Origin of the sequence: Enterococcus wangshanyuanii (genome assembly GCF_002197645.1) — a bacterium.
In the GTDB taxonomy this organism is placed as follows: domain Bacteria; phylum Bacillota; class Bacilli; order Lactobacillales; family Enterococcaceae; genus Enterococcus_L; species Enterococcus_L wangshanyuanii.
Genome location: NZ_CP021874.1, coordinates 1,623,610 through 1,650,426, shown reverse-complemented (window position 1 = coordinate 1,650,426; position 26,817 = coordinate 1,623,610). Strand labels below are relative to the sequence as shown.

The window sequence follows — 26,817 nt, the reverse complement described above, 5'->3', positions numbered from 1 at the left end:
TACCGAGATGGCTGAGTTAAAAAGACTGGATGATTTTCAATACGATGTTCCAGTAATGGATGAGCCAATCGTAGAGGTTGAACATGAACCAAAAATTCAAAAAAATCCAAACTTGCCCCAATCTCCGAAAAGGAAGCTGAGAAATATCTCACTCTTAGAAAAGACCATCGGCTTTTTGTTGTTAGTAGCGATTATTGGTATAGCAGTTCTCACCATTCAAGTACGTACATCTATTACACAAATGACGAATGAAATCACTGAAACGCAAGCGACGATCCAAGAAAAAGAAGAGTCTGCTTTGAAATTAGAGCAACAAAAAAATGAATTATCAAAAGCAGATCGGATCAAGGATGTCGCAAAGAGCAAAGGACTTTCAGATAACCTTGATAATATAAGGAACGTGAAATAATGAGTATGAAAAATAAAATAAAGAATTTTGTCAAAAAGAAGAACTTAAATCCAATGAACAATCGTAAAAAAGTAGGCATTATTTTATTTGCTACGAGTATTGGATTGTTCTTTTTATTTGCCTTTAGATTGACGTATATCGTCGCTGTGGGAAAAGTAGCGGGTGTTTCGCTGCCTGAAAAAACAGCTGACCTCTACCAAGGAAGTAGTGTAGTGAAAGCCAAAAGAGGGGCTATTTTAGATCGGAATGGTGAAGTGATCGCAGAAGATGCTACATCATACTCGGTTTATGCTATTTTATCTGAAACATATTTAGGTGAAGAAAACAAAAAGCTATATGCCCAAAAGAAAGATTTTGATGCACTAGCTGATATTTTGGATAGAAACACGGAGCTTAGTAAAGATGAAGCATTGAAATATTTGAATGCAGGTGTTAATGAAGATGGCACGGTGAAATTCCAAGTCGAATTCGGTTCCAAAGGGAAAAACATCACATTAGAAACAAGACAAAAAATTGAAGATGAATTAAAAGAGAAAAAACTCGCGGGTCTTTATTTTGAAGGTCACCCAGCTCGGATTTATCCTAATGGCGTATTTGCCTCTCATTTTATCGGATATACGGATGCAGCAGATGCAGACGACGATGCGAAGGGTCTGATTGGAAAAATGGGGTTAGAAGAATCATATAATGATATTTTAAGCGGGAAAGACGGCAAAATCGATTATAAAAAAGACGTCTATGGCAATCCACTTCCAGGAACGATCGCCAGTGAGAAAAAAGCAGTTGATGGAAAAGATATCTACACAACCTTAGATATGCGGATCCAAAGTCAATTGGAAACACTTATGGATCCCGTTTTAGAAGAATATAAACCTGAGGAAATGACTGCAATGTTGATGAAAGCTAAGACTGGCGAAATCATTGCTATGTCACAACGACCATCATTCAATCCTGAAACCAAAGAAGGTTTAGGCAAGGATGCTATCTGGCGTAACCTTTTAGTTGAGGATAAATTTGAACCTGGATCTACGATGAAACTATTTACTGCAGCAGCAGCGATTCAAGATGGGAAATTTAATCCAAATGCAACGTTTGCTTATCCGGCTGGTGGCTATAAGCTGGATGACCGTACGGTAAACGATCATGATTTTGGTGCGATCGGTACATTAACTTTCCGTCAGGCTATCTCTTGGTCAAGTAATGTTGGGATGTTGACGCTAGAACAAAGTATGGGCGGCGAAAAGTGGAAATCATATTTAGAAAAATTTGGGTTTGGAAAGTCAACAAATTCTGGTTTGGCGGGTGAATCTGCCGGAAGCCTTCCAGGAGATAACTGGGTCGATCAGGCGATGTCTTCATTTGGTCAAGCAGTTGACGTAACTAATTTTCAAATGATGCAGGCTTTTACTGCTATTGCTAATGATGGTTCAATGTTAAAACCTCAATATATAAGTAAAATCGTTGATAAAAACACTGGTGATGAAAAAGTCACACAGCCGGAAAAAGTTGGACAACAAGTTGTCACACCTCAGGCGGCAAGCGATATTCGGACATATATGGTAGATACAGTGGAAGATCCAACGTATGGAATTGCCTATGATGTTTATACTGTACCAGGCTATCATGTTGCTGCTAAAACAGGAACGGCTCAAATCACTGGTGAAAATGGCTATATGGCTGGTTTGACTGACTACACCTATTCTGTTGTCGAAATGGTCCCTGCTGACAATCCGGAATACATTTTATATTTAACGATGAAAAAACCTCAAACATATACAAGAGAAGCACTTGCAAAAATTGCTAATCCATTGATGAAAGTTGTGATGGATTCTGCAGATAGTCAATCAACTGGAACAGTTGAAACTGAAAAATAATTAGTTAAAAATGCTGGGTAACATAAAAAGAGTGGAATAATTAGGAGAGATATCATGGAGTGGACGCAAATTTTTATCCCGATCGCCTTTAGCTTTGCTATTACAGTGGCAGTGATGCCAGTGTTTATCGGATATTTTCAAATGAAAAAACAAGGTCAGACAACACGAGAAGATGGACCGACCTGGCATAATGTGAAAACAGGTACACCGACTATGGGCGGTTTGGTTTTCTTAGTTGCTAGCTTTATCACATCGCTGTTAGTGGGATTGTGGAAACAAGAGTTCACTCCTTCTTTACTTATTATTTTGTTTATTTTGGTTCTTTACGGGCTATTAGGATTTCTTGATGATTTCATCAAGGTGTTCAAAAAAAGAAATATGGGCTTGAACTCACGTCAGAAATTAGTTGGACAAATTATCGGTGGAGTCGTTTTTTATGCAGTGTATCGTTCAGAGGGCTTGCCGGATTCATTAGATCTTTTTGGGATCACGACACTGCCGTTAGGCATTTTTTATGGCGTATTTGTGATTTTTTGGCTGGTTGGTTTTTCGAATGCAGTAAATCTAACTGACGGAATCGATGGGTTAGTTGCTGGATTAGGAACGATTTCATTCGGAACTTACGCAATCATCGCATGGAAGCAACAACAGTTTGATGTAGTGATCATTTGTCTAAGTGTGATCGGTGGTTTGCTTGGTTTCTTCCCTTATAATAAAAAGCCAGCTAAAATATTTATGGGTGATGTTGGTTCGCTTGCCCTTGGCGGTTTACTTGCTGCAATTTCAATTATTTTGCGACAAGAATGGACATTGTTATTGATTGGTTTAGTTTATGTCTGTGAGACGGCAAGCGTGATTTTGCAAGTGACTTCATTTAAACTATTTGGTAAAAGAATCTTTAAGATGTCACCTATCCATCATCACTTTGAAATGTGCGGCTGGTCAGAATGGAAGATCGATATTGTCTTTTGGTTCACAGCCTTGATTTGTTCAGGAATTACTTTGTGGATTATTTTCTAACGATTATTCATTGATGTATCTAGAAGCGATTTTTAGGAAAATAGACAATCTTCGACAGAAATGAAGAGGTTCCAATCAAAGATTTCTAATTTTCTATAGAGTTGTCCGCTTCTTTCAGCTTTTAAGTGTCTAGCTTCAAGAAGCAGTCTTTAGGAAAATAGACAAATTATGATAGGAAACAAAGAACGTTTCATATCAAATTTCCTAACTTTCTACAAGACTACCCGCTTCTTTCAGCTTTTAAGTGTCTAGCTTCAAGAAGCAGTCTTTAGGAAAATAGACAAATTATGATAGGAAACAAAGAACGTTTCATATCAAATTTCCTAACTTTCTACAAGACTACCCGCTTCTTTCAGCTTTTAAGTGTCTAGCTTCAAGAAGCAGTCTTTAGGAAAATAGACAAATTATGATAGGAAACAAAGAACGTTTCATATCAAATTTCCTAACTTTCTACAAGACTACCCGCTTTTTTCAGCTTTTAAGTGTCTAGCTTCAAGAAGCAACTCTTAGGAAAATAGATAATCCTCGACTGGAACGAAGAGCGTTCCAATCAAGGATTCCTAATTTTTCTACAGAGTTATCCGCTTCTTTCAGCTTTTCTAAGATAAGGAGAATAGATTATGAAAAAAATTACTGATTATGAAAACAAAAAAGTCCTTGTTCTTGGGCTGGCAAAGAGTGGTGTTAGTGCAGCGAAGTTGCTTCATGAGCTAGGTGCATTCGTGACAGTGAATGATTTTAAACAATTTGATCAAAACCCGGAAGCCCAAGATTTATTAACCTTGGGTATTCGTGTTGTTACGGGTGGTCATCCAATTGAGTTATTAGATGAAGATTTTTCTTTGATCGTTAAAAATCCGGGGATTCCGTACACAAACCCATTGGTAGAAAAAGCGCTGGAAATGAAGCTGCCGATCATTACAGAGGTTGAACTAGCGTATCAAATTTCTGAGTGTCCAATCATTGGTATCACGGGAACGAATGGAAAAACGACAACAACAACAATGATCGGATTACTTTTAAATGCCGAACGAACCAAAGGTACAGCTAGATTAGCTGGGAATATCGGGTATCCTGCAAGTGAAGTAGCAGAGGAAGCAAAAGAAGTAGATGATATCGTCATGGAATTATCAAGCTTTCAATTGATGGGGATTCAAACATTTTGTCCGCACATTGCGGTCATAACGAACATTTATGAAGCGCACATCGATTATCACGGATCAAGAGAAGAATATGTCAAAGCTAAGTGGGCAATGCAGGAAAATATGCAAGAAACAGATTTTCTTGTTTTAAATTGGAATCAAGAAGAATTACAGGAATTAAGTAAAACGACCAAAGCAACAATTATTCCATTTTCAACAAAAGAAAAAGTTGCTGGCGCCTATCTTTCAGAAGAGAAAATTTATTACAAAGATGAATATATCATGGATGCTGCAGAATTAGGCGTTCCCGGTAGTCATAATGTTGAGAATGCACTTGCTGCGATTGCGGTTGCGAAATTAAAAAATGTTTCGACTGCTGCGATTAAGCAGACATTGATGGTATTTACCGGTGTTCCACACCGCACACAATATGTCGGAGAAGTAGCTGGCCGTAAATTTTACAATGATTCGAAAGCTACTAATATTTTGGCAACAGAAATGGCTTTAAGCGGATTCGATCACTCTACGCTTATTTTGTTAGCAGGCGGATTGGATCGAGGAAATGAGTTTGATGAGCTGATTCCTTCATTAAATGGGGTCAAAGCGATTTATTTATTCGGAGAAACAAAAGAGAAACTGAAGCGGGCTGCACTTGCTGCTGGTGTGAAAGAGATTCATCTGACTGAAAATGTCCAAACAGCCGTACAAGATGCCTATGATTTTTCTGAAAAAAATGATACTATTCTATTATCGCCTGCATGTGCTAGCTGGGATCAATATCCTAATTTTGAATTGCGTGGAGAAGCGTTTATTCAAGCAATGCAGCAGCTAAAAGACAAAGAAAAGTGAGAGAACTATGAAGATATTGATAACCGGAGGCGGAACAGGCGGACATATTTATCCGGCATTGGCTTTTGTTGATCACGTTAGAGCATTAGATCCTAATACAGAGTTTATGTATGTAGGAACAGAAAATGGTCTAGAAAGCCAAATCGTTCCGAACTATGATATTCCATTCAAAACAATTGAGATCCAAGGATTTCGACGCTCATTGAGTCCGCAAAACTTTAAAACGATTTATCTTTTCCTCAATAGTATTGGAAAAGCTAAAAAAATCATTAAAGAGTTTCAGCCGGATGTCGTAATTGGAACTGGGGGTTATGTTTCGGGTTCTGTCGTATATGCAGCGAAACAACTAAAAATACCTACGATTATCCATGAGCAAAACAGTATACCAGGAATAACAAATAAATTTTTAAGTAGATATGCAACAAAAGTAGCTATCTGTTTCCCAGACGTGGCTGAATATTTTCCTAAAGAAAAAGTTGTTTTAACGGGAAACCCTCGTGCGCAAGAAGTTGTGATGACTGAAAAAACAGAGGTTCTAAGAGAGTTTGGGTTACTTCCTGATAAAAAAACTGTGGTCATCTTTGGCGGCAGTCGTGGTGCTTTGAAAATCAATCAGGCATTTATCGAGGCGTTCCCTTTATTCGAAGAAAAAGAATATCAGGTATTGTATGCTTCCGGAGAGCGATACTACAAAGAATTAAAAGAAACCTTAAAGCTTTCCGAAAAGAAATTGACGAATATCAGTATTCAGCCGTATATTAATAAAATGGCTCAAGTACTGGCAGCTGTCGATTTAATGGTCGGTCGAGCTGGTGCAACATCTATAGCAGAATTTACAGCTCTGGGATTGCCTGCGATCTTAGTTCCAAGTCCCTATGTGACAAATGATCACCAAACCAAAAATGCACAAAGTTTGGTTAAATCAGGAGCTGTTGAAATGATTTCTGATCAAGAACTGACTGGTGAAAAATTAGTCGCAGAGATCGATGCCATTTTATTGAATGATGAGCGCCATCAAACAATGGCCCAGGCTTCTAAAAAAGAAGGGATCCCGGATGCTAGTGATCGTTTATACGCAGTGGTGAAAGAAATTACTTGATGGGGGGTGTAAAAGATTAGTAAGAAGAAAGAAGATCCAGGGGGAACAAAAGATTCATCGGAAGAGACAGCTGAATCGATCGAGGAACAATCATTGACCCCATGGCAAAAAGAAAACTTGGAATATTTGAAAACACAAGGAGATCAGCCTAGCTGGAATCCCTCTGTAGTCTCTGAGGAGACGGAAGAAAGCGATGATAAAAAAGAGTCAGAGTCAAAAGAGGAAGCATCGTCAGAAGCTTCTGAACCTGAGGAAAAACAGCAAAAAACTTACGAATCTTTTGCAGACCGCTTACCAAATATAAAAAAAGTACGCAATACGAGATTGTATCGTCGATTGACATTGATCGTCTCTGTTTTTCTGATTGCAATTTTGATTGTACTTTATTTTGTTTCACCGTTGAGTAAATTGGGTAATATTGGTGTTACTGGAAATAAATCTGTGGACAGTCAGAGCGTGATCACTCAATCAAAGCTTGAGAAGGGGACCAGTCTTTGGGAGCAGTTTGGCGATAGAAAAATTTATGAAGAAAAAATCAAGCGCCAATTGCCGCGTGTGAAAAAAGCAACGATCTCATTAAATGGCATCAACTCTTTCAACATCAAGATTGAAGAATATAAAGTAGTTGCTTTAGAATCAGTTGATGGTATCTATCATCCTATTTTAGAAAATGGGAAGATTTTACCAGAAGAAATGAAAGCTCCTGCCAGTGGAATGCCGGTTTTTCAGAATTTTGAAGATCAGGAAATCATTCGTAACTTAATAAATTCTTATAATAAGCTGCCAGAAGAAATCAAACAAAATATTTCTGAAATTCGTTATGCGCCTTCTAATGCAAATAAGGAATTGATCAATCTTCATATGAAAGATGCGAATGAAGTGATCGTAAATATTTCCCAATTAGAGCAGAAAATGGCGTATTACGGGAAAGTAGCTAGTCAAATGGAAGACCCAGGAATTATCGATATGGAGGTTGGGATCTTCTCATATCCTTTTAATAATGGGGAGACTGAAGACAGTACAGAGCAAACATCTGAGGTGCTGGAATAAAATTAAGAAAATAAAAAGAAAAAATAGTAGAATCTGCTTTCTAAAAAGCCCCTGTTTATGGTAAAATTGAAAGAAGTGAGTATTCATAAAAAATATATATGTCAGCAGGTCTTTTTAACCCTGCAGCATATTGGAATTAATAGGAGGAGGAACCCCATTCATGGCAAAGACAGGAATGTATGTAGGCCTTGATATTGGTACAACATCAGTAAAAGTTGTAGTGGCTGAATTTATTGAAGGTCAAATGAATATCATTGGCGTAGGAAATGCAAAATCTGATGGATTAAATCGAGGCATCATTGTCGATATTGATAAAACAGTGAATGCAATACAAAGAGCAGTAAGACAAGCAGAAGAAAAAGCGGGAATTCAAATTAAAAGTGTGAATGTGGGGTTACCAGCAAACTTACTTGAAGTGGAAAATTGCCAAGGAATGATCGCTGTAAGTAGTGAGTCAAAAGAAATCACTGATGAAGATGTACGTAATGTAGCATCTGCAGCTCTGGTTCGTTCAACTCCTCCTGAACGTCAAATCGTTGCAATCTTACCTCAAGAATTCACAGTAGATGGATTTGAAGGGATCAAAGATCCTAGAGGAATGATTGGCGTTCGTTTAGAAATGTTCGGCGTGGTCTTTACAGGACCAAAAACAATTATCCACAATACAAGAAAATGCGTTGAAAAAGCTGGCTTAACAGTAAACGAACTAGTAATCATGCCATTAGCATTGACTGAAACAGTTCTTTCAGATGGAGAAAAAGATTTCGGTACGATTGTTATCGATATGGGCGGAGGTCAAACAACGACGTCTGTAATGCATGATAAACAACTGAAATTTACACATGTCAATCAAGAAGGCGGCGAATTCGTCACTAAAGATGTTTCGATCGTTTTGAACACATCGTTCAATAATGCAGAAGCATTGAAGATCAACTACGGTGATGCTTATCCAGAAAGAACGTCTGTCAGTGAAGAATTTCCTGTGGATGTGATCGGTAAATCAGAACCTATCAAAGTTGATGAGCGTTACCTTTCAGAAGTCATCGAAGCTCGAGTGGAACAAATTTTCAAAAAATCAAAAGAAGTATTAGACGAAATCGATGCACTTGAATTACCAGGTGGTGTCATTTTAACTGGCGGCGGCGCAAGTCTTCCAGGTGTGGTTGATTTAGCACAAGAAATTTTCGATGCTAGTGTGAAATTGTATGTCCCTAATCATATGGGCTTACGTAACCCAGTCTTTACAAATGTGATCAGCATTGTAGAATATTCAGCTCAGCTTAGTGATATTTATCATATCGCTAAAGGCGCGATTCCAGGTGAAAAGGTAAAAGCTTCACCGTCCGTTGCCGTTCAGCAAGAGGTTCAGTATGATACATACGCTGACAGCGTACAAGAAGATTACGATGATTCAGAAATCCATGAATCTGGTGAAAAAGTTACTGGTAAAATCAAAGACTTCTTCTCAAACATTTTTGACTAACAACTAAAACAGGAGGAAACGATACTATGGAATTTTCTTTAGATAATAACATTAACAATGGCGCTGTCATCAAAGTTATCGGTGTGGGCGGCGGCGGCGGCAATGCTGTTAACCGCATGATTGAAGAAAACGTTAAAGGCGTAGAATTCATCGCTGCCAATACGGATGTACAAGCCCTTAAAAACTCAAAAGCCGAGACAGTGATTCAACTTGGACCTAAATATACACGCGGTTTAGGTGCAGGTTCTCAACCAGAAGTTGGCCAAAAAGCTGCAGAAGAAAGTGAACAAGTGATCTCAGATGCTCTACAAGGAGCAGATATGATTTTTATCACTGCTGGTATGGGCGGTGGAACAGGGACAGGAGCTGCTCCTGTTGTTGCTAAAATTGCTAAAGAATTAGGCGCTCTAACAGTAGGTGTTGTCACACGACCATTTAGCTTTGAAGGACCAAAACGCGGACGCTTTGCAGCAGAAGGTATCGCTCTTCTAAAAGAAAACGTTGATACGTTATTGATCATCTCAAACAACCGTCTATTAGAAGTTGTTGATAAAAAGACACCGATGCTTGAAGCCTTCCGTGAAGCTGACAATGTATTACGTCAAGGTGTTCAAGGAATATCAGATTTGATCACAGCACCAGGCTATGTCAACTTGGACTTTGCTGATGTGAAAACAGTGATGGAAAATCAAGGAACAGCCTTGATGGGAATCGGTGTTGCCAACGGTGAAGACCGTGTCATTGAAGCAACTAAAAAAGCTATTTCATCACCGCTATTGGAAACATCTATCGATGGCGCTGAGCAAGTCCTATTAAACATTACAGGCGGACTTGACATGACTCTATTCGAAGCGCAAGATGCTTCTGATATCGTCACAAGTGCAGCAACTGGTGATGTAAATATTATTCTTGGAACATCGATCAATGAAGATCTAGGTGATGAAATCCGTGTAACAGTTATTGCAACAGGAATCGATCCTTCAAAAAAAGATCGTAAGTCACCACGTCAAAATAGACCAACACAAATCCAAACAGTTCAACAAGCACCAGTGCTTGATATGGAACAGTCAAAACCATCACAGCCTCAACCACAAGAAGAGACTAGTGCATTTGGTGACTGGGATATCCGTCGTGAACAAAACGTAAGACCAAAAGTTGATGATTCAGCATTCGATAATGCTGAAAAGAAAGACTTTGAAACATTTCATCGTGATGAACCAACACAAAATAATGACGATGAATTAAACACACCACCATTTTTCCGCAGAAAAAGATAGGAGCGATTTTTGACCATGCTGGCTGATAACTTAGAACAAATAAACCAAAAGATTCAGCTGGCGTGCCAAAGGTCATCACGAGCAGTCGACGACGTAACAATGATTGCTGTGACCAAATCAGTGGAAAGTGACTGTGCCAAGGAACTTGCAGAACTTGGTATTGAGAATATGGCTGAGAACCGAGCAGATAAATTACTCGAAAAAAAAATGGCACTTAGTGATTTTTCAACAATTAAGTGGCATTTGATTGGTAATTTACAGCGTAGGAAGGTAAAATTAATAATCAACGAGATAGATTATTTTCATGCGTTAGACAGCTTGAAATTAGCTGAAGAAATACAAAAACGAGCAGAGAAGCCAATTGCTTGTTTTGTTGAAGTGAATATTACTGGTGAAGAAAGTAAACACGGCTTTCGATCAGATGAAGTACTTGATTTTATTCATCAATTAGCTTCATTTGATAAGATAAGAGTTATAGGGCTAATGACTATGGCGCCGCTGGATGCTTCTGAACAAGAGCTTCATGAGGTTTTTTCTAAGTTAAAAAAATTGCAGTCAACAATAAATAATCAGCATCTGTCACATGCACCATGTACAGAGCTCAGTATGGGAATGAGTAATGATTTCCCAATTGCTATCGAAGAAGGTGCAACTTTTGTACGAATCGGAACAGCAATATTCAGAGGTGCGTAAAGGAGGGGAATCTATGTCAATTTTTAGTAAAAATGCGTTATCGAGCTTTTTTGGATTATCTGGTGAAGATGATTATGATAATTATGATGAATACGAAGAGCAAAAGGTTGTCAATGAAAGACCTAGACAGACGGTTCGACAAACATCAGCACAGGTACAAAGACCAACTGGACCAACTGAGCCTTTAACTGAGAAGCCATCTGCTCGCTATCGTTCAACAGAGACACATCAAGATAAGAAGGAAAGCCGTCAGGAAACAGCATTTAATGAGAAAAAGGTTGTCTCCATGCGTAGTTCAAATAATTCAAATACTAAACGTTCGCAAGAGGCACATAGCTCAAGCAGAGCTGGCAAAATAACAATTATTGAGCCGCGTGTTTATTCTGAAGCAATGAATATTGCTAAACATATTATTGCTAGTGACGCTGTGTTGATCAATTTTCATTTAGTGGAAGAACATCAGGCTAGACGAATCGTTGATTTTTTAACTGGAACTGTCTATGCATTGGATGGAGACATTCAACGTGTCGGTGATGAAATTTTTCTATGTACACCATCAAACATTGAAATCGATAGTGCGACAGCACAGTCTTTAGCTAAGAAACAAATGTTTGATTTTTAGTTAGGAGGTCATTCGTATCGTTCTATTTATATACTTATTATATAAAGCTGTTCAAATTTATTCAGGACTTTTAATCATTTATGCATTACTATCTTGGTTTCCAGGCGCATATGAATCTACATTCGGCCGTCTGATTGCAAGGATCTGTGAACCTTACTTAAGTTTATTCGATCGTTTAAATTTAAGAATCGGTATGATCGGATTTAATGTAATGATAGCAATTATTGTGCTGAATTTAGCAGCAGGCGGATTAGGCAAGATTTTACAATCATTGTTGTATTAATATAAGAAAGGATGATTTATCTATGAACGCAAATGTATACCAACATTTTCGCAAAGATGAGCATCCTTTTATTGATTCTGTTGGTGATTGGTTAGAACAAGTCGAAAGCCAGTATGCTCCTTATCTGACTGATTTTCTAGATCCCAGACAAGCGTATATTTTAGAAACATTGATCAGACAAAATAGTGAGCTTGAATTTCAGTTTTATGGCGGTTATGAACAAGCAGAACGAACGAGATGCTTGATTTATCCTGATTACTATCAGCCAAAACAAGAAGATTTCGAGATCGATTTGGTTGAAATCGTTTATCCAGTCAAATTTTCCACACTATCTCATGGCAAGGTGTTGGGTACCCTTGTCAATACGGGGATCAAGCGTGAGTATTTTGGAGATATCATTTCTGATGGTGAGCGCTGGCAAGTCTTTCTTGCGAATGAAATCGCCAACTTTGTTTCTGTTCAGGTGGAAAAAATCGGGAAAATTTCTGTTCGGCTGGAACCAAGGAAATATACGGAACTGATTCTTCCAAAAGATGACTGGTCACATGAGCGGACAACAATCAGCTCTTTACGTCTGGATAATTTAATCTCCAGCGTATATAATATATCTAGACAGAGATCGAAACAGCTGATCGAGTCTGGCAAAGTAAAAGTGAATTGGACGGAAAATACTAGACCGGATTTTTTAGTAGACTTATTGGATATCGTCTCTATCAGAGGGTTTGGCCGGATTCAAATTCAAGAGTTAGAAGGTAAGACGAAAAAGGACAAGTTTCGTTTGTTATTGGGAGTTTTACGAAAATAATCCAAAGAGGTGAAGGAATATGGCATTAACTCCATTAGATATTCAAAACAAAAACTTCTCTACAAAAATGAGAGGATACAATCAAGACGACGTCGATGATTTTTTAGATCAAGTAACGAAAGATTATGAAGATGCGCTTCAAAAAAACCGTGAGCTTGAAAAATCACTAAAACATGCAGAAGAAAAACTACAATACTTCAATGAATTGAAAGATGCGTTGAATCAATCGATCATTGTAGCGCAAGATACTGCGGATAAAGTCAAAACAAGTGCGAACAAAGAATCAGAAGTGATTGTGACATCTGCTGAAAATACAGCGAATGAAATGATTTCATCTGCAGAAAAACGTTCAACAAATCTAGTGGCATCTGCGGAAGAAAAAGCCAAAGAAATTTTAACGGATGCAACGGATCGTGCCCGTCAATTAGCTGCTGAGACAGATGACTTGAAGAAAAAGACCCGCGTTTTCCATCAACGTTTAAGCTTGATGCTTGAAGCACAATTAGAGCAAGTGAAAAGTGAGGAATGGAATGAACTATTGAAACCATTCTCAAGCTACGTTAGCGATTCTCATACTGTGATCAAAGAAGTCCTAGCAGGCGAACTTGATAAAGAGGATGAAACGACAACAGCACCTGTCACAGAACCTGTTGTAGATGAACAACCAACATTAGAACAAGCTGCCATTGATCCAAAAGCAATGCTTGATCTATTAAACAAAGAACCTAAATAATCCAGTAAAGAAATAGAACAGAAAAGTCAATAACCATTCTTTTAGCGAGTCAATGATAGTGAAAGATTGACAGACCCTGGTGTTGAAAAGATCCTCTATTTTACTCAAGTTTGAATATAGTAAAACTTGACGAGTGATTTCGTTACCAATCACAGAGGAAATAATCACGTATTTTGATTATTTTAAATTTGGGTGGTAACACGAGTACTTTCGTCCCTAGGGATGAAGGTACTTTTTTGTTGTGAATCACTACGACTGGCTACGTCAGAGTAGATGATGAACAATACTTGGCGATCAAAGTGAGCGAAGTGTCCTTCGTACTGAATCACTGCGACTAGCTACGCCAGAGTAGATGATGAACAATACTTGGCGATCAAAGTGAGCGAAGTGTCCTTCGTACTGAATCACTACGACTAGCTATGCCAAAGCAGATGTTGAAAAGTACTAGGCGATCAAAGTGAGCGAAGTGTCCTTCATACTGAATCACTACGACTAGCTATGCCAGAGCAGATGTTGAAAAGTACTAGGCGATCAAAGCGAGCGAAGTGCCCTTCGTACTGAATCACTGCGACGGGCTACGCCAGAGTAGATGATGAACAATACTAGGCGATCAAAGTGAGCGAAAGTGTCCTTCATACTGAATCACCAAATTGCCAAGGTCAATCAAAAACGTTCGATCCAAAAGGATGTTCAAGCACAAAAGCAACTGACAAGAAGAGCTGAAAGCCTAAGCTTGTATCTCTTTGATCTATATATCAAACTGTAACAAAAGAAAGTGAGGAATAAAAATGAAAATGAAAGAAACATTGCAATTGGGAAAAACAGCTTTTCCAATGCGAGGAAATTTACCAAATCGGGAAATTGAATGGCAAAAAGATTGGGAAGAACAAAAAATTTATGAAAAGCGTCAAAAATTAAATGAAGGCAAACCGACATTTATTCTTCATGATGGACCTCCATATGCGAATGGGAATATCCATTTAGGCCATTCTTTAAATAAAATCAGTAAAGATATTATCGTACGTTCGAAATCAATGTCAGGCTTCCGCTCCCCTTATGTTCCGGGTTGGGATACACATGGGTTACCAATTGAGCAAGTATTGACAAATAAAGGAATCAAGAGAAAAGAAATGTCACTAGCTGAGTATCGTGAAAAATGTGAAGAGTATGCTCGTTCACAAGTTGATACACAACGCAATGATTTCAAACGTTTAGGTGTCGCTGGTGACTGGGATCATCCTTATATCACACTAGATCCATCTTATGAAGCAGCTGAAATTCGAGTGTTCGGTAAAATGGCTGAAAAAGGCTATATTTATAAAGGACTAAAACCTATTTACTGGTCGCCATCAAGTGAATCTTCATTAGCAGAAGCAGAAATTGAATACAAAGATGTCAAATCACCATCGATCTATGTTGCGTTTAAGGTAGCTGATGGCAAAGGAATTTTAGATACGGATACGTCATTGATTATCTGGACAACGACACCATGGACACTTCCGGCGAACCTTGGAATTTCTGTAAATCCAACATATCAGTATGTGGTAGTGAAAGCTTACGGCAAAAAATATGTTGTGGCAAAAGATCTTTTAGACACAGTCAAAGAAGCGATCGGTTGGGATGATGTAGAGATTCTTGATACGATTTCAGGACAAGATATGGAATATATGACCGCCCAACACCCTTTTTATGACCGCACATCATTAGTCATGTTAGGCGACCACGTTACTTTGGATGCAGGTACTGGTTTGGTTCATACAGCGCCTGGCCATGGTGAAGATGACTATATCGTTAGCAAAAAATATAATTTAGATGTTCTTTCACCAGTTGATAATCGTGGTGTATTCACGGATGAAGCCCCTGGTTTTGAAGGAGTATTCTATGATAAAGCTAATCCAATGATCACAGCATTATTGGATGAAAAAGATGCATTACTGAAATTAGACTTCTTTACACATAGTTATCCACATGACTGGCGTACGAAAAAACCAGTTATCTATCGTGCAACACCACAATGGTTTGCTTCGATCGATAAATTCCGTCAGAATATCTTGGATGAAGTTGAAAAAGTTGACTGGATCTTACCATGGGGTAAAACACGTTTGTACAATATGATCCGTGACCGCGGAGATTGGGTGATTTCTCGTCAACGTGCTTGGGGCGTTCCATTACCAATTTTTTACGCTGAAAATGGCGAAGCGATCATCACACCAGAAACCATCGATCATGTTGCAAATTTATTTGCAGAACATGGATCAAATATTTGGTTCAAACGTGAAGCTAAGGAATTATTGCCAGAAGGCTTTACACACCCAGGCTCACCAAATGGCGTATTCACCAAGGAAAATGATATTATGGATGTTTGGTTTGACTCAGGTTCATCTCATGAAGCTGTTTTACGTCAACGCCCAGAATTGACATTCCCGGCAGATATGTATTTAGAAGGTTCTGACCAATACCGTGGCTGGTTTAACTCAAGTATTACGACAAGTGTAGCGATCAACGGTGTGGCGCCATATAAAGCTGTGTTATCACAAGGCTTTACTTTAGATGGTGAAGGACGGAAGATGAGCAAGTCACTAGGGAATACGATCTTACCGGATAAAGTGATCAAACAAATGGGAGCAGATATTCTGCGTCTGTGGGTAAGTAGTGTGGATTACGAAGCGGATGTTCGTGTATCGATGGACATTTTGAATCAAGTATCAGAAGTGTACCGTAAAATTCGTAACACTATGCGTTTCTTATTAGCCAATACAAGCGATTTTGAGCCTACAGAGCATACGGTTGCTTATGAAGAGTTACGTTCTGTGGATAAATATATGGTTGTTCGCCTAAATCAAGTGATCGAAGAAATTCGTGAAAAAGGCTATGAAAAATATAACTTCATGCAAATCTATCGTTCTGTGATGAATTTCTTAACAGTAGATTTATCTGCCTTCTATTTAGATTTTGCGAAGGATGTTGTTTATATCGAAGCAGAAAATGATTACCAACGTCGTTGCATGCAGACTGTATTTTATCAGATCGCTGTTTCACTAACAAAACTATTAACACCGATCATTCCGCATACATCAGAAGAAATCTGGAGCTTCCTGAAGGAAGAGGAGGATTATGTTCAGCTAGCTGAGTTTCCTGGTTACGAAACATTTGCAAATCAGCAAGAGCTATTAGATTTGTGGGCAGCATTCATGGACTTTAGAGATAATGTCTTAAAAGCATTGGAAGAAGCACGTAACTCTAAACTGATCGGTAAATCATTAGAGGCTAAAGTGACGGTCTATCCTAATGAACAAATCCGTGAGTTATTAACGGCTGTAGATGCTGATATTGCTCAATTATTGATCGTATCTGATTTTGAAGTAGCGGATAAAGCTGCAGCAGTACCGGATGGTGTTGAGAAATTCGAAGATATGTCGATTCTTGTGGAAAAAGCAGAAGGTGAGACTTGTGATCGTTGTCGTGCCGTTCGTACAGATGTAGGCTTAGATGAAAAACTACCTCATTTATGTGGTCGTTGTGCAACGATTGTGGAAGAAAATTATCCTGAAGCAGTGGCAGAAGGATTTGAAGAATAAAAAACGAATTAAATCATCTGTGGAAATAGCTAGCTATTTTCTACAGATGATTCTTAAAAAGGGAACTAAAACGATGATATTTCGTTTTAGTTCCCTTTTTAGTTTACTTAGTAACGAGCGTTGCGTTTGTATTTAAATAGCCGATCCATTTTCCACTAGTGTTATCGTAAAGAGAGTAGTAAGCAGCACCAGAGAAGTGATAGTAAATCCCTTTTGCATGATAGGTTTTACCGTAGATCTCGGTGGTATTTCCCTTTTTAGTAGAAAATTTATCAATATCAGACCAAATCGTATAGTCTTTCTTATTGATTTTTACTTGTTCGTCATTTTTGATCCAAATCCCTTGAGAACCTGGTGCAACAGTTGCTGCACTTGAATTTAGATAGCCGATCCATTTTCCGTTGTTATCATAAAGAGAGTAGTAGGTAACGTTAGCAATATGATTGTATTTTCCTTTGGCGTGGAACGTTTGTTGGTAAATATCAGTTGTATTTCCTTTTTTACTTGAGAAATTATTGATATCCCCCCAAAGAGTTGTCCCTTTTTTTGTGATCGTTACATAGTCGTTATTACTTAGCCAAGTCCCTTGAGGCCCTGTAGCGACAGTAGGTCCATTGGCATTGATATAACCGACCCACTTGTTGTCATTATCATATAAAGAATAGTAGACGGCTCCTGCAATATGATTGTATTTTCCAGTGACTTTGTATGTTTTTTGGTAAAGATCAGTTGTGTTGCCTTTTTTACTGGAGAATGTGTTGATATCCCCCCAGATTGTTTGACCTTTTGTAGTGAGTGTAACATACTTATTCTCACTTAACCAAGTCCCTTGAGGTCCTGATGCAGAGCTTGCAAAATCCGCATTGATATAGCCGATCCATTTGTTATTATTGTCATATAAAGAATAATAAACAGCGCCATTCGCATGGTTATATTTTCCAGAAACTTTGTATGTTTTTTGATAAAGATCAGTTGTGTTGCTCTTCTTACTAGAGAAGGTGTTGATGTCGCCCCAAATTGTTTGCGATTTTTTGGTTAGTGTTACGTATTTATTTTCACTTAACCACAGACCTTGAGCGCCATTCGCTTTTGTTGTTGCTTCGGCATTGACATAACCCTTCCAGTTTCCATTGTTGTCATAAAGAGAATAGTAAGTACTACCGTTCATATGCTGGTATTTTCCGGTAACCTTGTAGGTCTTATTGAAAACATTCGTGGTATTTGTCAAAGCAGAATTAAAGTTGAAGTTTGACCAAATAGAGTAATTCTTCTTAGTGACTGTTACGTATTGATTTGCACTCAGCCATTTTCCTTGTGCACCATTTTCCAGATACCCCGTGTAATCCATTGAAATATCAAAAGGATGGGCGATCCCCGGAATATAATATTGAGAAGACCACTGCCATGAAGAAAATTCATTGTTCCAGTTCATACCAGCAGTTGGCGTATAAGGATATTGAGCAACCCACATATTTTTTGCACCAAAGGTACTTACAGAAAAATGTCCGCTTGTTGCGTAAGTTCGGTTCATATAATACATGATATTTGAAAAACCGTTGGCCTTTAAAACATTTACAAAGCTAGTTGTATTTGGTGTTAACGAACCATTCAGCATTTTCCCTTCCTCGATGTCGATGACCATGACAGTCGACTTAGGTAATTTAAAGGTATTCGCTAACGAAGCGAAATAATTTGCTTCACTAGAAGCAATCGCGCTGGACGTATAATGGGCGTAATGATAAGCAGAAACTTTCAAACCAGCAGCCGTTGCGTTATTGATTTGCTCTTGCGCATAAGGATTAACGTAGCTAGTACTTTCAGTTAGCTTAACTACAACACCTTTGATTCCATAGTTCTTCATCTTTTGAAAGTTTGCTACTGAGATCGAACCGTTATGAGAAGAAATATCGATAAAGTGTGAGCTTGGTCGATTGGCTTCTCCAGCATTGACCACATCCATTGAAAGAGCAGGCATGATACTGCGACTTTGGATCGTAGGATTCAAGTCTGACCGATTTGATGGAAGATAGTAGTCATCAAAGTAAAGAGAGCTATTTACTGCTTCTGTTTCTGTACTTTTTTCTGTTGATTCAGACGCAGCTGTACTTGACGGTGTTTCTTTCTCAATTGTAGTCGTTGTGCTTTCGTCCGTTGGATTTTGAACGGATGAAAGCACACTACTTGTTGTTGTTTCAGTATCTGAGCTGCTGATAGTTGTGTTTTCTTCGGCATAGGAAAGAGTAGTCAATCCGAGAGTCAAAAGAGCAGCTGTACAAAAAAGTGGGATTTTAATCGTTAGTTTATTCATTTATTCCTCCATAAATATTAAAGTTTGCCTCGTTCACGGTACCAGTTATCCGGCTGCCATTCCCAAGAAAAATGATCACGAGCAAGTAATTCAAAGGCGGCATCCGGCCCCATTGAACCTGCTGCGTAATTAGGGAAATCAACCGATGTTTTATCCCAAGCCTGACGTATGATATCAACGATCCGCCAAGATTGAGCCACTTCATCCCAATGAGAGAAGTTTGTGCCGTCACCATTTAAACTATCTAACAGTAGTTTTTCGTATGCTTCAGGGCTGTTTCCTGTTGTTTCCGCGCTATGACGATAGTCTAGCTTGACAGGAGTCGTAGAGAATCCTTGACCGATTTCTTTGCCATTCAATGTCAGAGAGAATCCTTCTGTCGGCTGAATATAAATCGTTAAAACATTTGGCGGTAAATCTGTTTTTTCTCCGCAATGGTCAACGTCATCTTTAAAGACATTGATCGGAACTTGTTTAAAGACGATATTGATACGTGTGCCTTTTTCAGTTAGACGTTTTCCTGTGCGGATATAAAATGGAACGCCTGACCAACGGAAGTTGTCGATCAAAAACTTACCTGCGACAAAGGTTTCTGTTTGAGAGTTTTCATCGACATTCGGTTCATCACGATAGCTGACGAAGTCTTGATCTTCAAGCTTACCAGCACCATATTGACCGCGAACAAAGTTCTCCAATGCTTCTTTTTCAGAATAGAGACGAATGGCTTGTAAAGCTTTAACCTTTTCTGATCTGATTTCAGCTTCTGAAAAGGCAACAGGCGGTTCCATCGCTAATAAAGCAACGACTTGTAAAATATGGTTTTGTACCATATCTTTCAGTGCTCCGCTATGATCGTAATAGCCGCCGCGATCTTCAACGCCAAGACCTTCAGCAAAAGTGATTTGTACATTATCGATGTAGCGGTTATTCCATTGAGATTCAAAAATATTATTAGCAAAACGGATCGCAGAAATATTCTGGATCATTTCTTTTCCTAAATAGTGATCGATTCTAAAAATATCTTTTTCAGGGAACACTGCACGGATTTCTTCATTAAGCTGATAAGCAGACTCGTAATCAGAGCCAAAGGGTTTTTCAATGATCAAACGATCAAAGCCCTTTTCAGTTAAGATTTCTTGGGATTTTAAGTGTTGAACGATCGTGCCGAAGAATTGAGGTGCCATAGCCAGATAATAAATGTGGTTGCCACCCAAATCATATTTTTCATTTAACGTATCTGACAATTTTTTTAATGTATCATAGTGCTCTGAATCGTTCACATTATGGGACTGGTAGTAAAAATGGCTTGAAAAAGCTTGTGCTTCTTCTGCCGTAGGGTTTAGATCTTTGATCGTTTCACGAACGATTTCACGGTAGTGTTCATCCGTCCATTCTCTTCTTGCTGTACCGATCACAGCAAAATGCTCGGCTAAGTTTCCTTTACGGTACAATCTGAATAAAGAAGGATATAATTTCCGTTTTGCTAAATCGCCAGTACCGCCAAAAATTGTGAACAATGCTATTTTTTCATTCATTTCAATTCCCCGCTTTCATTTATTGGATCAACAAAAATCGTACTCGCAGCCTTGTAACTGACCGCCAATCGTTTTTGTTTATTGCTGATGCTGATAGGTCCTTCATACGCTGCAATTTCATCTATTTGATATTCTTCATGGATGTTTAGATCGATCGAGACTAAATAGTCTAGCAATTCTTTTTCATCTAATACACGTGCAATACGGATCGTTGTTCCAACGGGATAATCGATCAATGTTTGACGCTTTTCTTCATGAACTGGCTGATCATCTTCCGGGATTACTCCGCCATGAGGACAAAATTTTGGCTTATTTAAATACTCAGATAAGCGATTGGCCAATGTTTGGGAAGTCACATGCTCCAGAACTTCTGCATCGTCATGAACTTCATTCCAGGAATAATTCAAATGTTCAACTAAAAACACTTCCCACAATCGATGCTTGCGAATCAATGTGCTGGCTTTTTTCAGTCCTGATTCTGTAAGCTGAACACCTTGGTATGGTGAATGTTCGACTAGCTGTTCTTTTACCAATTTTGAAATCATCTCGCTAACAGATGCTGCAGAAACATCCAGACCTGAAACGATTTGTTTGTTGTTGATTTTTGTTTCATCGCCGCCTAATTCAAAGATTAATTTTAGGTAGTCTTCACGATTCGGGGTCATATATTTCATCCTTTCAAAAAAGCCATCACGATAAGTTTATCAGAAAAAGCTTTTTTTGACCATTTAATAATATATTAATCTTTAAAAAAACGACTGTTTCGTTTATAAAATGGAAATTGGTAAAACAAACATAGAAATGATAACGTTTTCTCTTTTGTAAAACAATTTTTGTTCTATTGAACAAAAATAAAAAAATCTGTTTTATAGAGGAATATTAAAATTTGATTAGGGTGATTTAGGTAGATGCATTTAAGCGTTAGTCTGATTGATGTTATAATAATAAAAAAGATATCGATAAGGAAATGCGAATGTTTTGATCAAAGGAGGATAGTACATGACAGAATATATTCCTAAAGTTTGGCAGGAGCTGACAAATCACTATCAAGAAATCCAGCCTGATCTGCGCTTGAGTGCATATATTCAATCCTATTGGTTTAGTTATACTCGACCAAATCAGGAGCCAGCTCGTATTATTCCGGATTTATGTTCGGATTTGATTGTTCAGTTGACTCCAGCATTAGAGATTTTATCGGTCGAACTTTGTGGTCCGAGTACTACCTTTTTTTATTCGTATGCTGAAAGAGAATTACTTCATTTAGGCATTCGCTTTCATTTAGGTGGGATGTATCCATTTATAAATCAGTCATTCAAAGAATTGAAAAATCAGCTTAGACCATTAATAGAAGTAGAAAAAGCTTTGGCAAAAGAACTGGCAGCTCAGCTTTCAGGCAAGGCGACTGTTGCTGAGCTGATCAGAGTTTTGAATCAATATTTCCTAAAGCAGCTTAATCGTATGGATAGGCAGATCTCTGCAGCGATACCACTTTTTATCCATGAATATTCTGCTTATAAGTCTTATGAATCGCTCACTGCTAAGACATTGATTTCTGAACGAAGTCTACAACGCTTATTCAAGGAAGAAATTGGGCTCACCCCTTATGAAGTATTTGATGTGCTTCGCTTTCAGAACGTCTATCAGGAAATTACCAAGAATCCACAAATAAAACAGTTGGATTTAGTCGAGAAGTATGGGTTTGCTGATCAGTCTCATTATAGTAAGAAAATGAAAAGAATGACTGGTTTAACACCGCAAGAAATGACCAAGCATGTCGGAATAATACAAGACAAAAACAAACTGGCTGAGTATACTGAAGAATAGCTAAGAAAGGAGTGCATACGATGAAGCTTGATATGGTAGGAATCATTGTAGAGTCGATGGAAGAAGCAGTTTTATTTTACGAACGACTGGGTTTTCAAGCAGTGGGGGAAAAACAGGGAGACTACGTTGAACTAGAGCATGCGGGGATCAGGATCTCTCTAAATACAAAAACGATGATCACAGGAATTTATGGTTATCCGCCAAAAAGCACCGGTGACAAAATCGAGTTGGCCTTTTTATGCGCTTCTCCTGAAGAAGTAGATCAAGTTTGTGAGCGAATGAAAGGCTATGGCTACGATATTTTTAAAGAGCCCTGGCAGGCATTTTGGGGACAGTATTATGCGATCATCAAAGACGTAGATGGCAATCTATTAAGTCTTTTTTGTAATGAGTAGGAGGTGTTTTGATGAATAAAAGAAGTGACTATTTAAAAGCCGTTGCAAAGGAATGGCCAGGCGCATCTGTCTATTATCGTGAGGATTGGGACTGCGATTATTTTGAAATCGAGAAAAAAGGCTTCTGCATGCTTGGCACAAATAATCAGGGTGAGTTGGTTATGACAGTCAAAGGTCCTCCGGAAGAAAATGACGTATTACGAGAACAGTATTCAGATGTTGTTCCAGGCTATTATGCGAATAAAACGCATTGGAATTCTTTTAAGCTGGAAAATTCCTCTTTTACAGATGAACAGCTAGCTTCGTTTTTAAAACAGTCTTATACACTGGTGCTGAGTAAACTGCCTAAAAAAATGCAAGAGAAATATCAATAAAAGCGAATCCACAGGACAAGTACGGATTGTCCTGTGGATTCGCTTTTTAACTCACTGATTCAAAGTAGAAGCAATCAACGTGATCAACCATAAATGTGCGGGATAAAAAACATAAAAAAGATATTTGAAAAAAGGATTGTTACTGCCTTTTTTTCCATTATACAAATGAATGAAAGGAATCACAGTAATAAATAGGAATTCTGGATTTAACATCAGAGTCGTTTTGAGTGTTTCGATTGAATAGCTTGGTAGGCCAATCAGGTTCATCAGCAATAGACAGGCTGAAAAAATCAAATAGCCAAAATCTCTTTTTTTAGGACTCGTTCTGAAAAAATAACTGATCAGCATGAACGGAATAATGATTAAACCGCCTTCAACTAAGCCGACCACTGCAACGATGATCAAAAGGAATGCTAGTAAACCTGCAGAAATTCTAAAAAAAGGCTCTTTGATTCGGAGAGCGAAATCAATTGCCCATAGAATACTGACACCGACCGCTAAAGTTAGAAAAATATTGTTGTGTGCTTGCCAGATGGACTGTTTTAAAACTGTCATATTCAATAGCGTGTTACCAGCAAACATGAAAAGAGCCCAACCATATAAACGGAGTAAATAATTTTTACGATTACGAGTATAGTGAAAGCCTTCAACAGCCATAAAACCGAAAAACACACCGACACAGCGGGTCGCTATATTAAAGGGGACAACAAATTGCGGGGGTAATAACGGAGCTAAGTGATCTAAGACCATCAAGCTCATCATAAATAATTTTAATTGGTTTGCGTTCATTTTTATTCTCCTAAAGTGATTTTTCATTACGTGTATTAGTATAAAAAAAATAACCAGTTTTAGCGTGGGATTTAACGAACAGTTATCTTACAAAAATGTGCGTAGACGAGCAAGTAAATGCAAGGTAAGTAGCTATGTCAGCCATTCAATGATGTTTATTTTCATTGCAGGGTATGATAAGCTTGATATAGGTTGGTTGATTGGATTAAAGGAGAATATATAATGAAAAAGACGATCGTCGTTTGTGGGTTGATGCTGTTATTTATCAGCGGCTGCGGACCCAAAAAAGAAATAGAAACAGAGAATACAACAAAAGAAGTAACGATTTCAAGCAGTACGGTTGGAAGCACGACGAAAGAAACAAAGTACAGCACGAAAGAAAAAGAATCTTCAAGTACAAAGGAAAGCAGCAAAGAGAATACAAAAGGCAATGAAGCGCTAAATGACTCGCTATTTGTTCCGAATCCGGAAGATGATGATGAAGAGGTAAGTTATGAATCGTCAGGTGATGGAAATATTTCTGCGTTTGTGCCGGATTATTCACAATATACGAAAGCCGAAGTTATCAGTAAACTAGGTGAGCCAAGTCAAATCATTACAGATACAGCGGTGATCAGTGAGCGACTTGAGGGCGGAGAGTGGGAGTTGATCAAAGCTCAATTTGACGAAGGCAAGCTAACTGAAAATCAAGCTAAAGCGTTTATGTTTCAAACGAAAGACTTATCTTTGGCCGCATCGTTCAGTATGGAACTTGAATTACTTGTATATGAGGATCAAAATAAGCCAAATGTTTATCTGTCGGAAGACAGTGTTCAATTTATCACACCAATGACAGACTATATCCACTTTAATGGAAAGATCGAGACACTTTAAAAATATAAGAATGATCCAACACTACCTGTTCTAAAAAATTGCACTGAATCGCCTGCAGTTTTTTAGAACTTTTTTAGAATAAATAAAAATCAAAAGGAAAGAAGGAAGCAAGATGAGACCGGAAATCCAGTGTACGTATCAAACAATAGGAGAAGCTGCAGCAGAAAGAAAAAGTCAAACAACCCTTAAAATCATGCAATTATTCATCGAAAACGGTCAAATCAATATCGGTGAAAAGAGCTATCCGATCGTCTATGGAGATCTTTATTTTATCGCTGAAAAACAAAGTTACTCAATCACTGAGACCAATGAAGAGCTTATTCAAAGTACGATAGAAATTTCAGCTGAACATTTAAAAAAAGTAGCGAAATTGCTTGATTTTGAATCAGAATATAAGCAGATTTTCGAAGAACGAGGTAGCTTTCAAGTTGCTTCTCCCAGATATAAAGCGATCGATCAACGATTCAAAGAGGCTGCTAGTGTATTCAAAAAGGACCAACCTTTTGCCGAAGCATTATTTTTTTCACGAGTGATCGAATTAATGAATTATGCGGTAGTGACGATCAAAAAAACAATATAAAAAAGTTTATGATTTATAGTTGACCTTCCCCTTACTGGAAGCGATATGCTAAGAATGTCTCGAGGCAAAAATAAAAATTCAGGAGGTAACCATGCTATCGATCGGTGATTTTTCAAAGGTTTCCCAAGTGTCAAAAAAAGCATTGCGTTATTACGATGAAATCAATCTATTAAAACCAAGTTATACAGACATAGCCAGTGGCTATCGTTATTATGATGTCGATCAGCTGGAGACGATTCTACTGATCAAACGGCTAAAGGAATACACGTTTTCTTTAGAAGAAATCAAACAAGTATTGAATAGTGGACAAGATCAAGTGCTGCTGCAGCAAACGATCACTCAAAAGAGACTAGAAATCACACAAAAGATGCAGAATTACTCCTTGTTGCTGGATCGTTTAGCTAATGATCTACTCACACTGGAAAAGGGGAAAAAGCTAATGGATTATTTAAATAAAATCGAAGTGAAATTAACGGAAGTACCAGAAAAAAATATTTTTTCTATTAGAAAGCGAATGAATGTGAATGAATACGGAAAACATTTAGCCGAATTGTTTGAAAAACTGTCTACAGAAAAACTAACCCCAACAGGCCCACCGTTGACGATTTATCACAGTTCAGACTTTGATCCGGAAGATGCTGATATGGAACTTGCTGTTCCAGTCGCTGAGCAAACAAAAGAGACGCGAAGTGTTCCTTCTTGCTTATGTGCGTTTTCTACCTATGTCGGACCCTATGCCGAATTAGATTCAGTTTATAGTAAGTTAGTAAAATGGATCGAGGAAAAAGGCTATAAGATGGCCGGCGCGCCTTTTGAGATTTATCAAACCGATCCGAATACGACAGAACCAGATAAAAATGTTGTGGATGTTTATTTTCCAGTAGAAATTTAAATAACTATTGACTAAATTCAAAATTCGTGATAAATTGTTTAGAAATATATGAGAATTAAATGAAAAAACGGTGATCAGAATAGTAAATGAATCGATTCGTTTCAGAGAGTTTCCGGATGCTGCAAGGAAATAGCGATTCCTCATTGAACACGCCTGTCAGTTGTTTTTCTGAAAATCATTCGGATATTTATTATGAATCAGTAGGAAAAATCGGAGAGCCCGTTATCGCTTTTTAGTTATTGAACTAACAGAGGTTTTTGTCGTGAGATAAAGACAAATCTGAGGTGGGACCACGTGAAAATTTCTCGTCCTCTTGGCTTATTTGCCAAG

General features: G+C 38.1%; 24 protein-coding genes and 2 other annotated features. Of the genes, 20 read left to right on the top strand and 4 right to left on the bottom strand.

What is annotated here, in order from left to right:
• The first annotated feature begins 7 nt into the window (after positions 1-7).
• From ftsL to ileS, 14 genes are all read left to right on the top strand, one after another.
• Complete coding sequence (gene ftsL / locus CC204_RS07985) at positions 8-409, top strand: cell division protein FtsL (RefSeq protein WP_087641025.1); 402 nt, start codon at positions 8-10, stop codon at positions 407-409.
• Positions 409-2,283, top strand: a complete 1,875-nt coding sequence (locus CC204_RS07980; protein ID WP_088269708.1) for a peptidoglycan D,D-transpeptidase FtsI family protein — start codon at positions 409-411, stop codon at positions 2,281-2,283. The genes ftsL and CC204_RS07980 overlap by 1 nt, the downstream gene beginning before the upstream one ends.
• Positions 2,284-2,337: 54 nt before the next feature.
• Complete coding sequence (mraY, locus tag CC204_RS07975) at positions 2,338-3,303, top strand: phospho-N-acetylmuramoyl-pentapeptide-transferase (RefSeq protein WP_088269707.1); 966 nt, start codon at positions 2,338-2,340, stop codon at positions 3,301-3,303.
• 620 nt (positions 3,304-3,923) lie between these two features.
• A complete protein-coding gene (gene murD, locus CC204_RS07970; protein WP_088269706.1) occupies positions 3,924-5,294 on the top strand; it encodes a UDP-N-acetylmuramoyl-L-alanine--D-glutamate ligase in 1,371 nt (456 codons plus the stop codon).
• A gap of 7 nt (positions 5,295-5,301) precedes the next feature.
• Positions 5,302-6,393 (top strand): undecaprenyldiphospho-muramoylpentapeptide beta-N-acetylglucosaminyltransferase, encoded by a 1,092-nt coding sequence (gene murG / locus CC204_RS07965; RefSeq protein ID WP_088269705.1) that lies wholly within the window; start codon positions 5,302-5,304, stop codon positions 6,391-6,393.
• A gap of 93 nt (positions 6,394-6,486) precedes the next feature.
• Complete coding sequence (locus tag CC204_RS07960; RefSeq protein WP_088269704.1) at positions 6,487-7,443, top strand: cell division protein FtsQ/DivIB; 957 nt, start codon at positions 6,487-6,489, stop codon at positions 7,441-7,443.
• 160 nt (positions 7,444-7,603) lie between these two features.
• A complete protein-coding gene (ftsA, locus tag CC204_RS07955) occupies positions 7,604-8,926 on the top strand; it encodes a cell division protein FtsA (protein ID WP_088269703.1) in 1,323 nt (440 codons plus the stop codon).
• A gap of 26 nt (positions 8,927-8,952) precedes the next feature.
• The gene (ftsZ, locus tag CC204_RS07950) at positions 8,953-10,203 is read left to right on the top strand and encodes a cell division protein FtsZ (protein WP_087641032.1); all 1,251 of its coding nucleotides are present in this window, start codon (positions 8,953-8,955) and stop codon (positions 10,201-10,203) included.
• Between the two features lie 15 nt (positions 10,204-10,218).
• A complete protein-coding gene (locus CC204_RS07945) occupies positions 10,219-10,896 on the top strand; it encodes a YggS family pyridoxal phosphate-dependent enzyme (protein WP_088269702.1) in 678 nt (225 codons plus the stop codon).
• Positions 10,897-10,909: 13 nt separating this feature from the next.
• Positions 10,910-11,518, top strand: coding sequence for a cell division protein SepF (locus CC204_RS07940; RefSeq protein WP_088269701.1), 609 nt, complete (start codon positions 10,910-10,912; stop codon positions 11,516-11,518).
• A gap of 10 nt (positions 11,519-11,528) precedes the next feature.
• Positions 11,529-11,801, top strand: a complete 273-nt coding sequence (locus CC204_RS07935; protein ID WP_162288372.1) for a YggT family protein — start codon at positions 11,529-11,531, stop codon at positions 11,799-11,801.
• 22 nt (positions 11,802-11,823) lie between these two features.
• Positions 11,824-12,606 carry a YlmH family RNA-binding protein gene (locus CC204_RS07930; protein WP_088269700.1) on the top strand — a complete coding sequence of 261 codons (783 nt, stop codon included), beginning with the start codon at positions 11,824-11,826 and terminating at the stop codon, positions 12,604-12,606.
• A 19-nt stretch (positions 12,607-12,625) separates the two neighbouring features.
• The gene (locus CC204_RS07925) at positions 12,626-13,339 is read left to right on the top strand and encodes a DivIVA domain-containing protein (protein ID WP_088269699.1); all 714 of its coding nucleotides are present in this window, start codon (positions 12,626-12,628) and stop codon (positions 13,337-13,339) included.
• Positions 13,338-13,560, top strand: a binding site (T-box leader). (Overlaps the previous gene by 2 nt.)
• A 567-nt stretch (positions 13,561-14,127) precedes the next feature.
• Positions 14,128-16,917: an isoleucine--tRNA ligase gene (gene ileS, locus CC204_RS07920; RefSeq protein ID WP_088269698.1), complete on the top strand. Its 2,790-nt coding sequence runs from the start codon at positions 14,128-14,130 to the stop codon at positions 16,915-16,917.
• Between the two features lie 103 nt (positions 16,918-17,020).
• Here ileS and CC204_RS07915 read toward each other — a convergent pair whose 3' ends face one another.
• From CC204_RS07915 to efaR, 3 genes are read right to left on the bottom strand one after another with little or no spacing between them, the layout of a single operon-like run.
• On the bottom strand, positions 17,021-19,225 hold the full coding sequence (locus tag CC204_RS07915) for a GH25 family lysozyme (RefSeq protein ID WP_088269697.1): 2,205 nt from the start codon (positions 19,223-19,225) through the stop codon (positions 17,021-17,023).
• Between the two features lie 17 nt (positions 19,226-19,242).
• Entirely contained in the window at positions 19,243-20,760 is a 1,518-nt protein-coding gene (gene zwf, locus CC204_RS07910) for a glucose-6-phosphate dehydrogenase (RefSeq protein ID WP_088269696.1), read from the bottom strand.
• Positions 20,757-21,425, bottom strand: coding sequence for a transcriptional regulator EfaR (gene efaR, locus CC204_RS07905; protein WP_088269695.1), 669 nt, complete (start codon positions 21,423-21,425; stop codon positions 20,757-20,759). The genes zwf and efaR overlap by 4 nt, the downstream gene beginning before the upstream one ends.
• A gap of 334 nt (positions 21,426-21,759) precedes the next feature.
• Between efaR and CC204_RS07900 the strand changes: the two genes are divergently transcribed.
• The 3 genes from CC204_RS07900 to CC204_RS07890 are packed head-to-tail and all read left to right on the top strand — an operon-like array spanning position 21,760 to position 23,353.
• Positions 21,760-22,584: an AraC family transcriptional regulator gene (locus CC204_RS07900; RefSeq protein ID WP_088269694.1), complete on the top strand. Its 825-nt coding sequence runs from the start codon at positions 21,760-21,762 to the stop codon at positions 22,582-22,584.
• Positions 22,585-22,604: 20 nt separating this feature from the next.
• The gene (locus CC204_RS07895; protein ID WP_088269693.1) at positions 22,605-22,979 is read left to right on the top strand and encodes a VOC family protein; all 375 of its coding nucleotides are present in this window, start codon (positions 22,605-22,607) and stop codon (positions 22,977-22,979) included.
• 11 nt (positions 22,980-22,990) lie between these two features.
• Positions 22,991-23,353 carry an MmcQ/YjbR family DNA-binding protein gene (locus CC204_RS07890; protein ID WP_088269692.1) on the top strand — a complete coding sequence of 121 codons (363 nt, stop codon included), beginning with the start codon at positions 22,991-22,993 and terminating at the stop codon, positions 23,351-23,353.
• 51 nt (positions 23,354-23,404) lie between these two features.
• On the opposite strand, the gene CC204_RS07885 is transcribed toward CC204_RS07890, so the two are convergent.
• Positions 23,405-24,142 carry a TraX family protein gene (locus CC204_RS07885; RefSeq protein WP_088269691.1) on the bottom strand — a complete coding sequence of 246 codons (738 nt, stop codon included), beginning with the start codon at positions 24,140-24,142 and terminating at the stop codon, positions 23,405-23,407.
• Between the two features lie 222 nt (positions 24,143-24,364).
• Between CC204_RS07885 and CC204_RS07880 the strand changes: the two genes are divergently transcribed.
• The 3 genes from CC204_RS07880 to CC204_RS07870 all read left to right on the top strand — a co-directional run bounded on the left by CC204_RS07880 (position 24,365) and on the right by CC204_RS07870 (position 26,487).
• On the top strand, positions 24,365-25,015 hold the full coding sequence (locus CC204_RS07880) for a DUF4947 domain-containing protein (RefSeq protein WP_088269690.1): 651 nt from the start codon (positions 24,365-24,367) through the stop codon (positions 25,013-25,015).
• Between the two features lie 112 nt (positions 25,016-25,127).
• Entirely contained in the window at positions 25,128-25,595 is a 468-nt protein-coding gene (locus tag CC204_RS07875; RefSeq protein ID WP_088269689.1) for a hypothetical protein, read from the top strand.
• A gap of 91 nt (positions 25,596-25,686) precedes the next feature.
• Complete coding sequence (locus CC204_RS07870) at positions 25,687-26,487, top strand: MerR family transcriptional regulator (RefSeq protein ID WP_088269688.1); 801 nt, start codon at positions 25,687-25,689, stop codon at positions 26,485-26,487.
• 61 nt (positions 26,488-26,548) lie between these two features.
• Positions 26,549-26,803, top strand: a binding site (T-box leader).
• Positions 26,804-26,817: the final 14 nt, after the last annotated feature.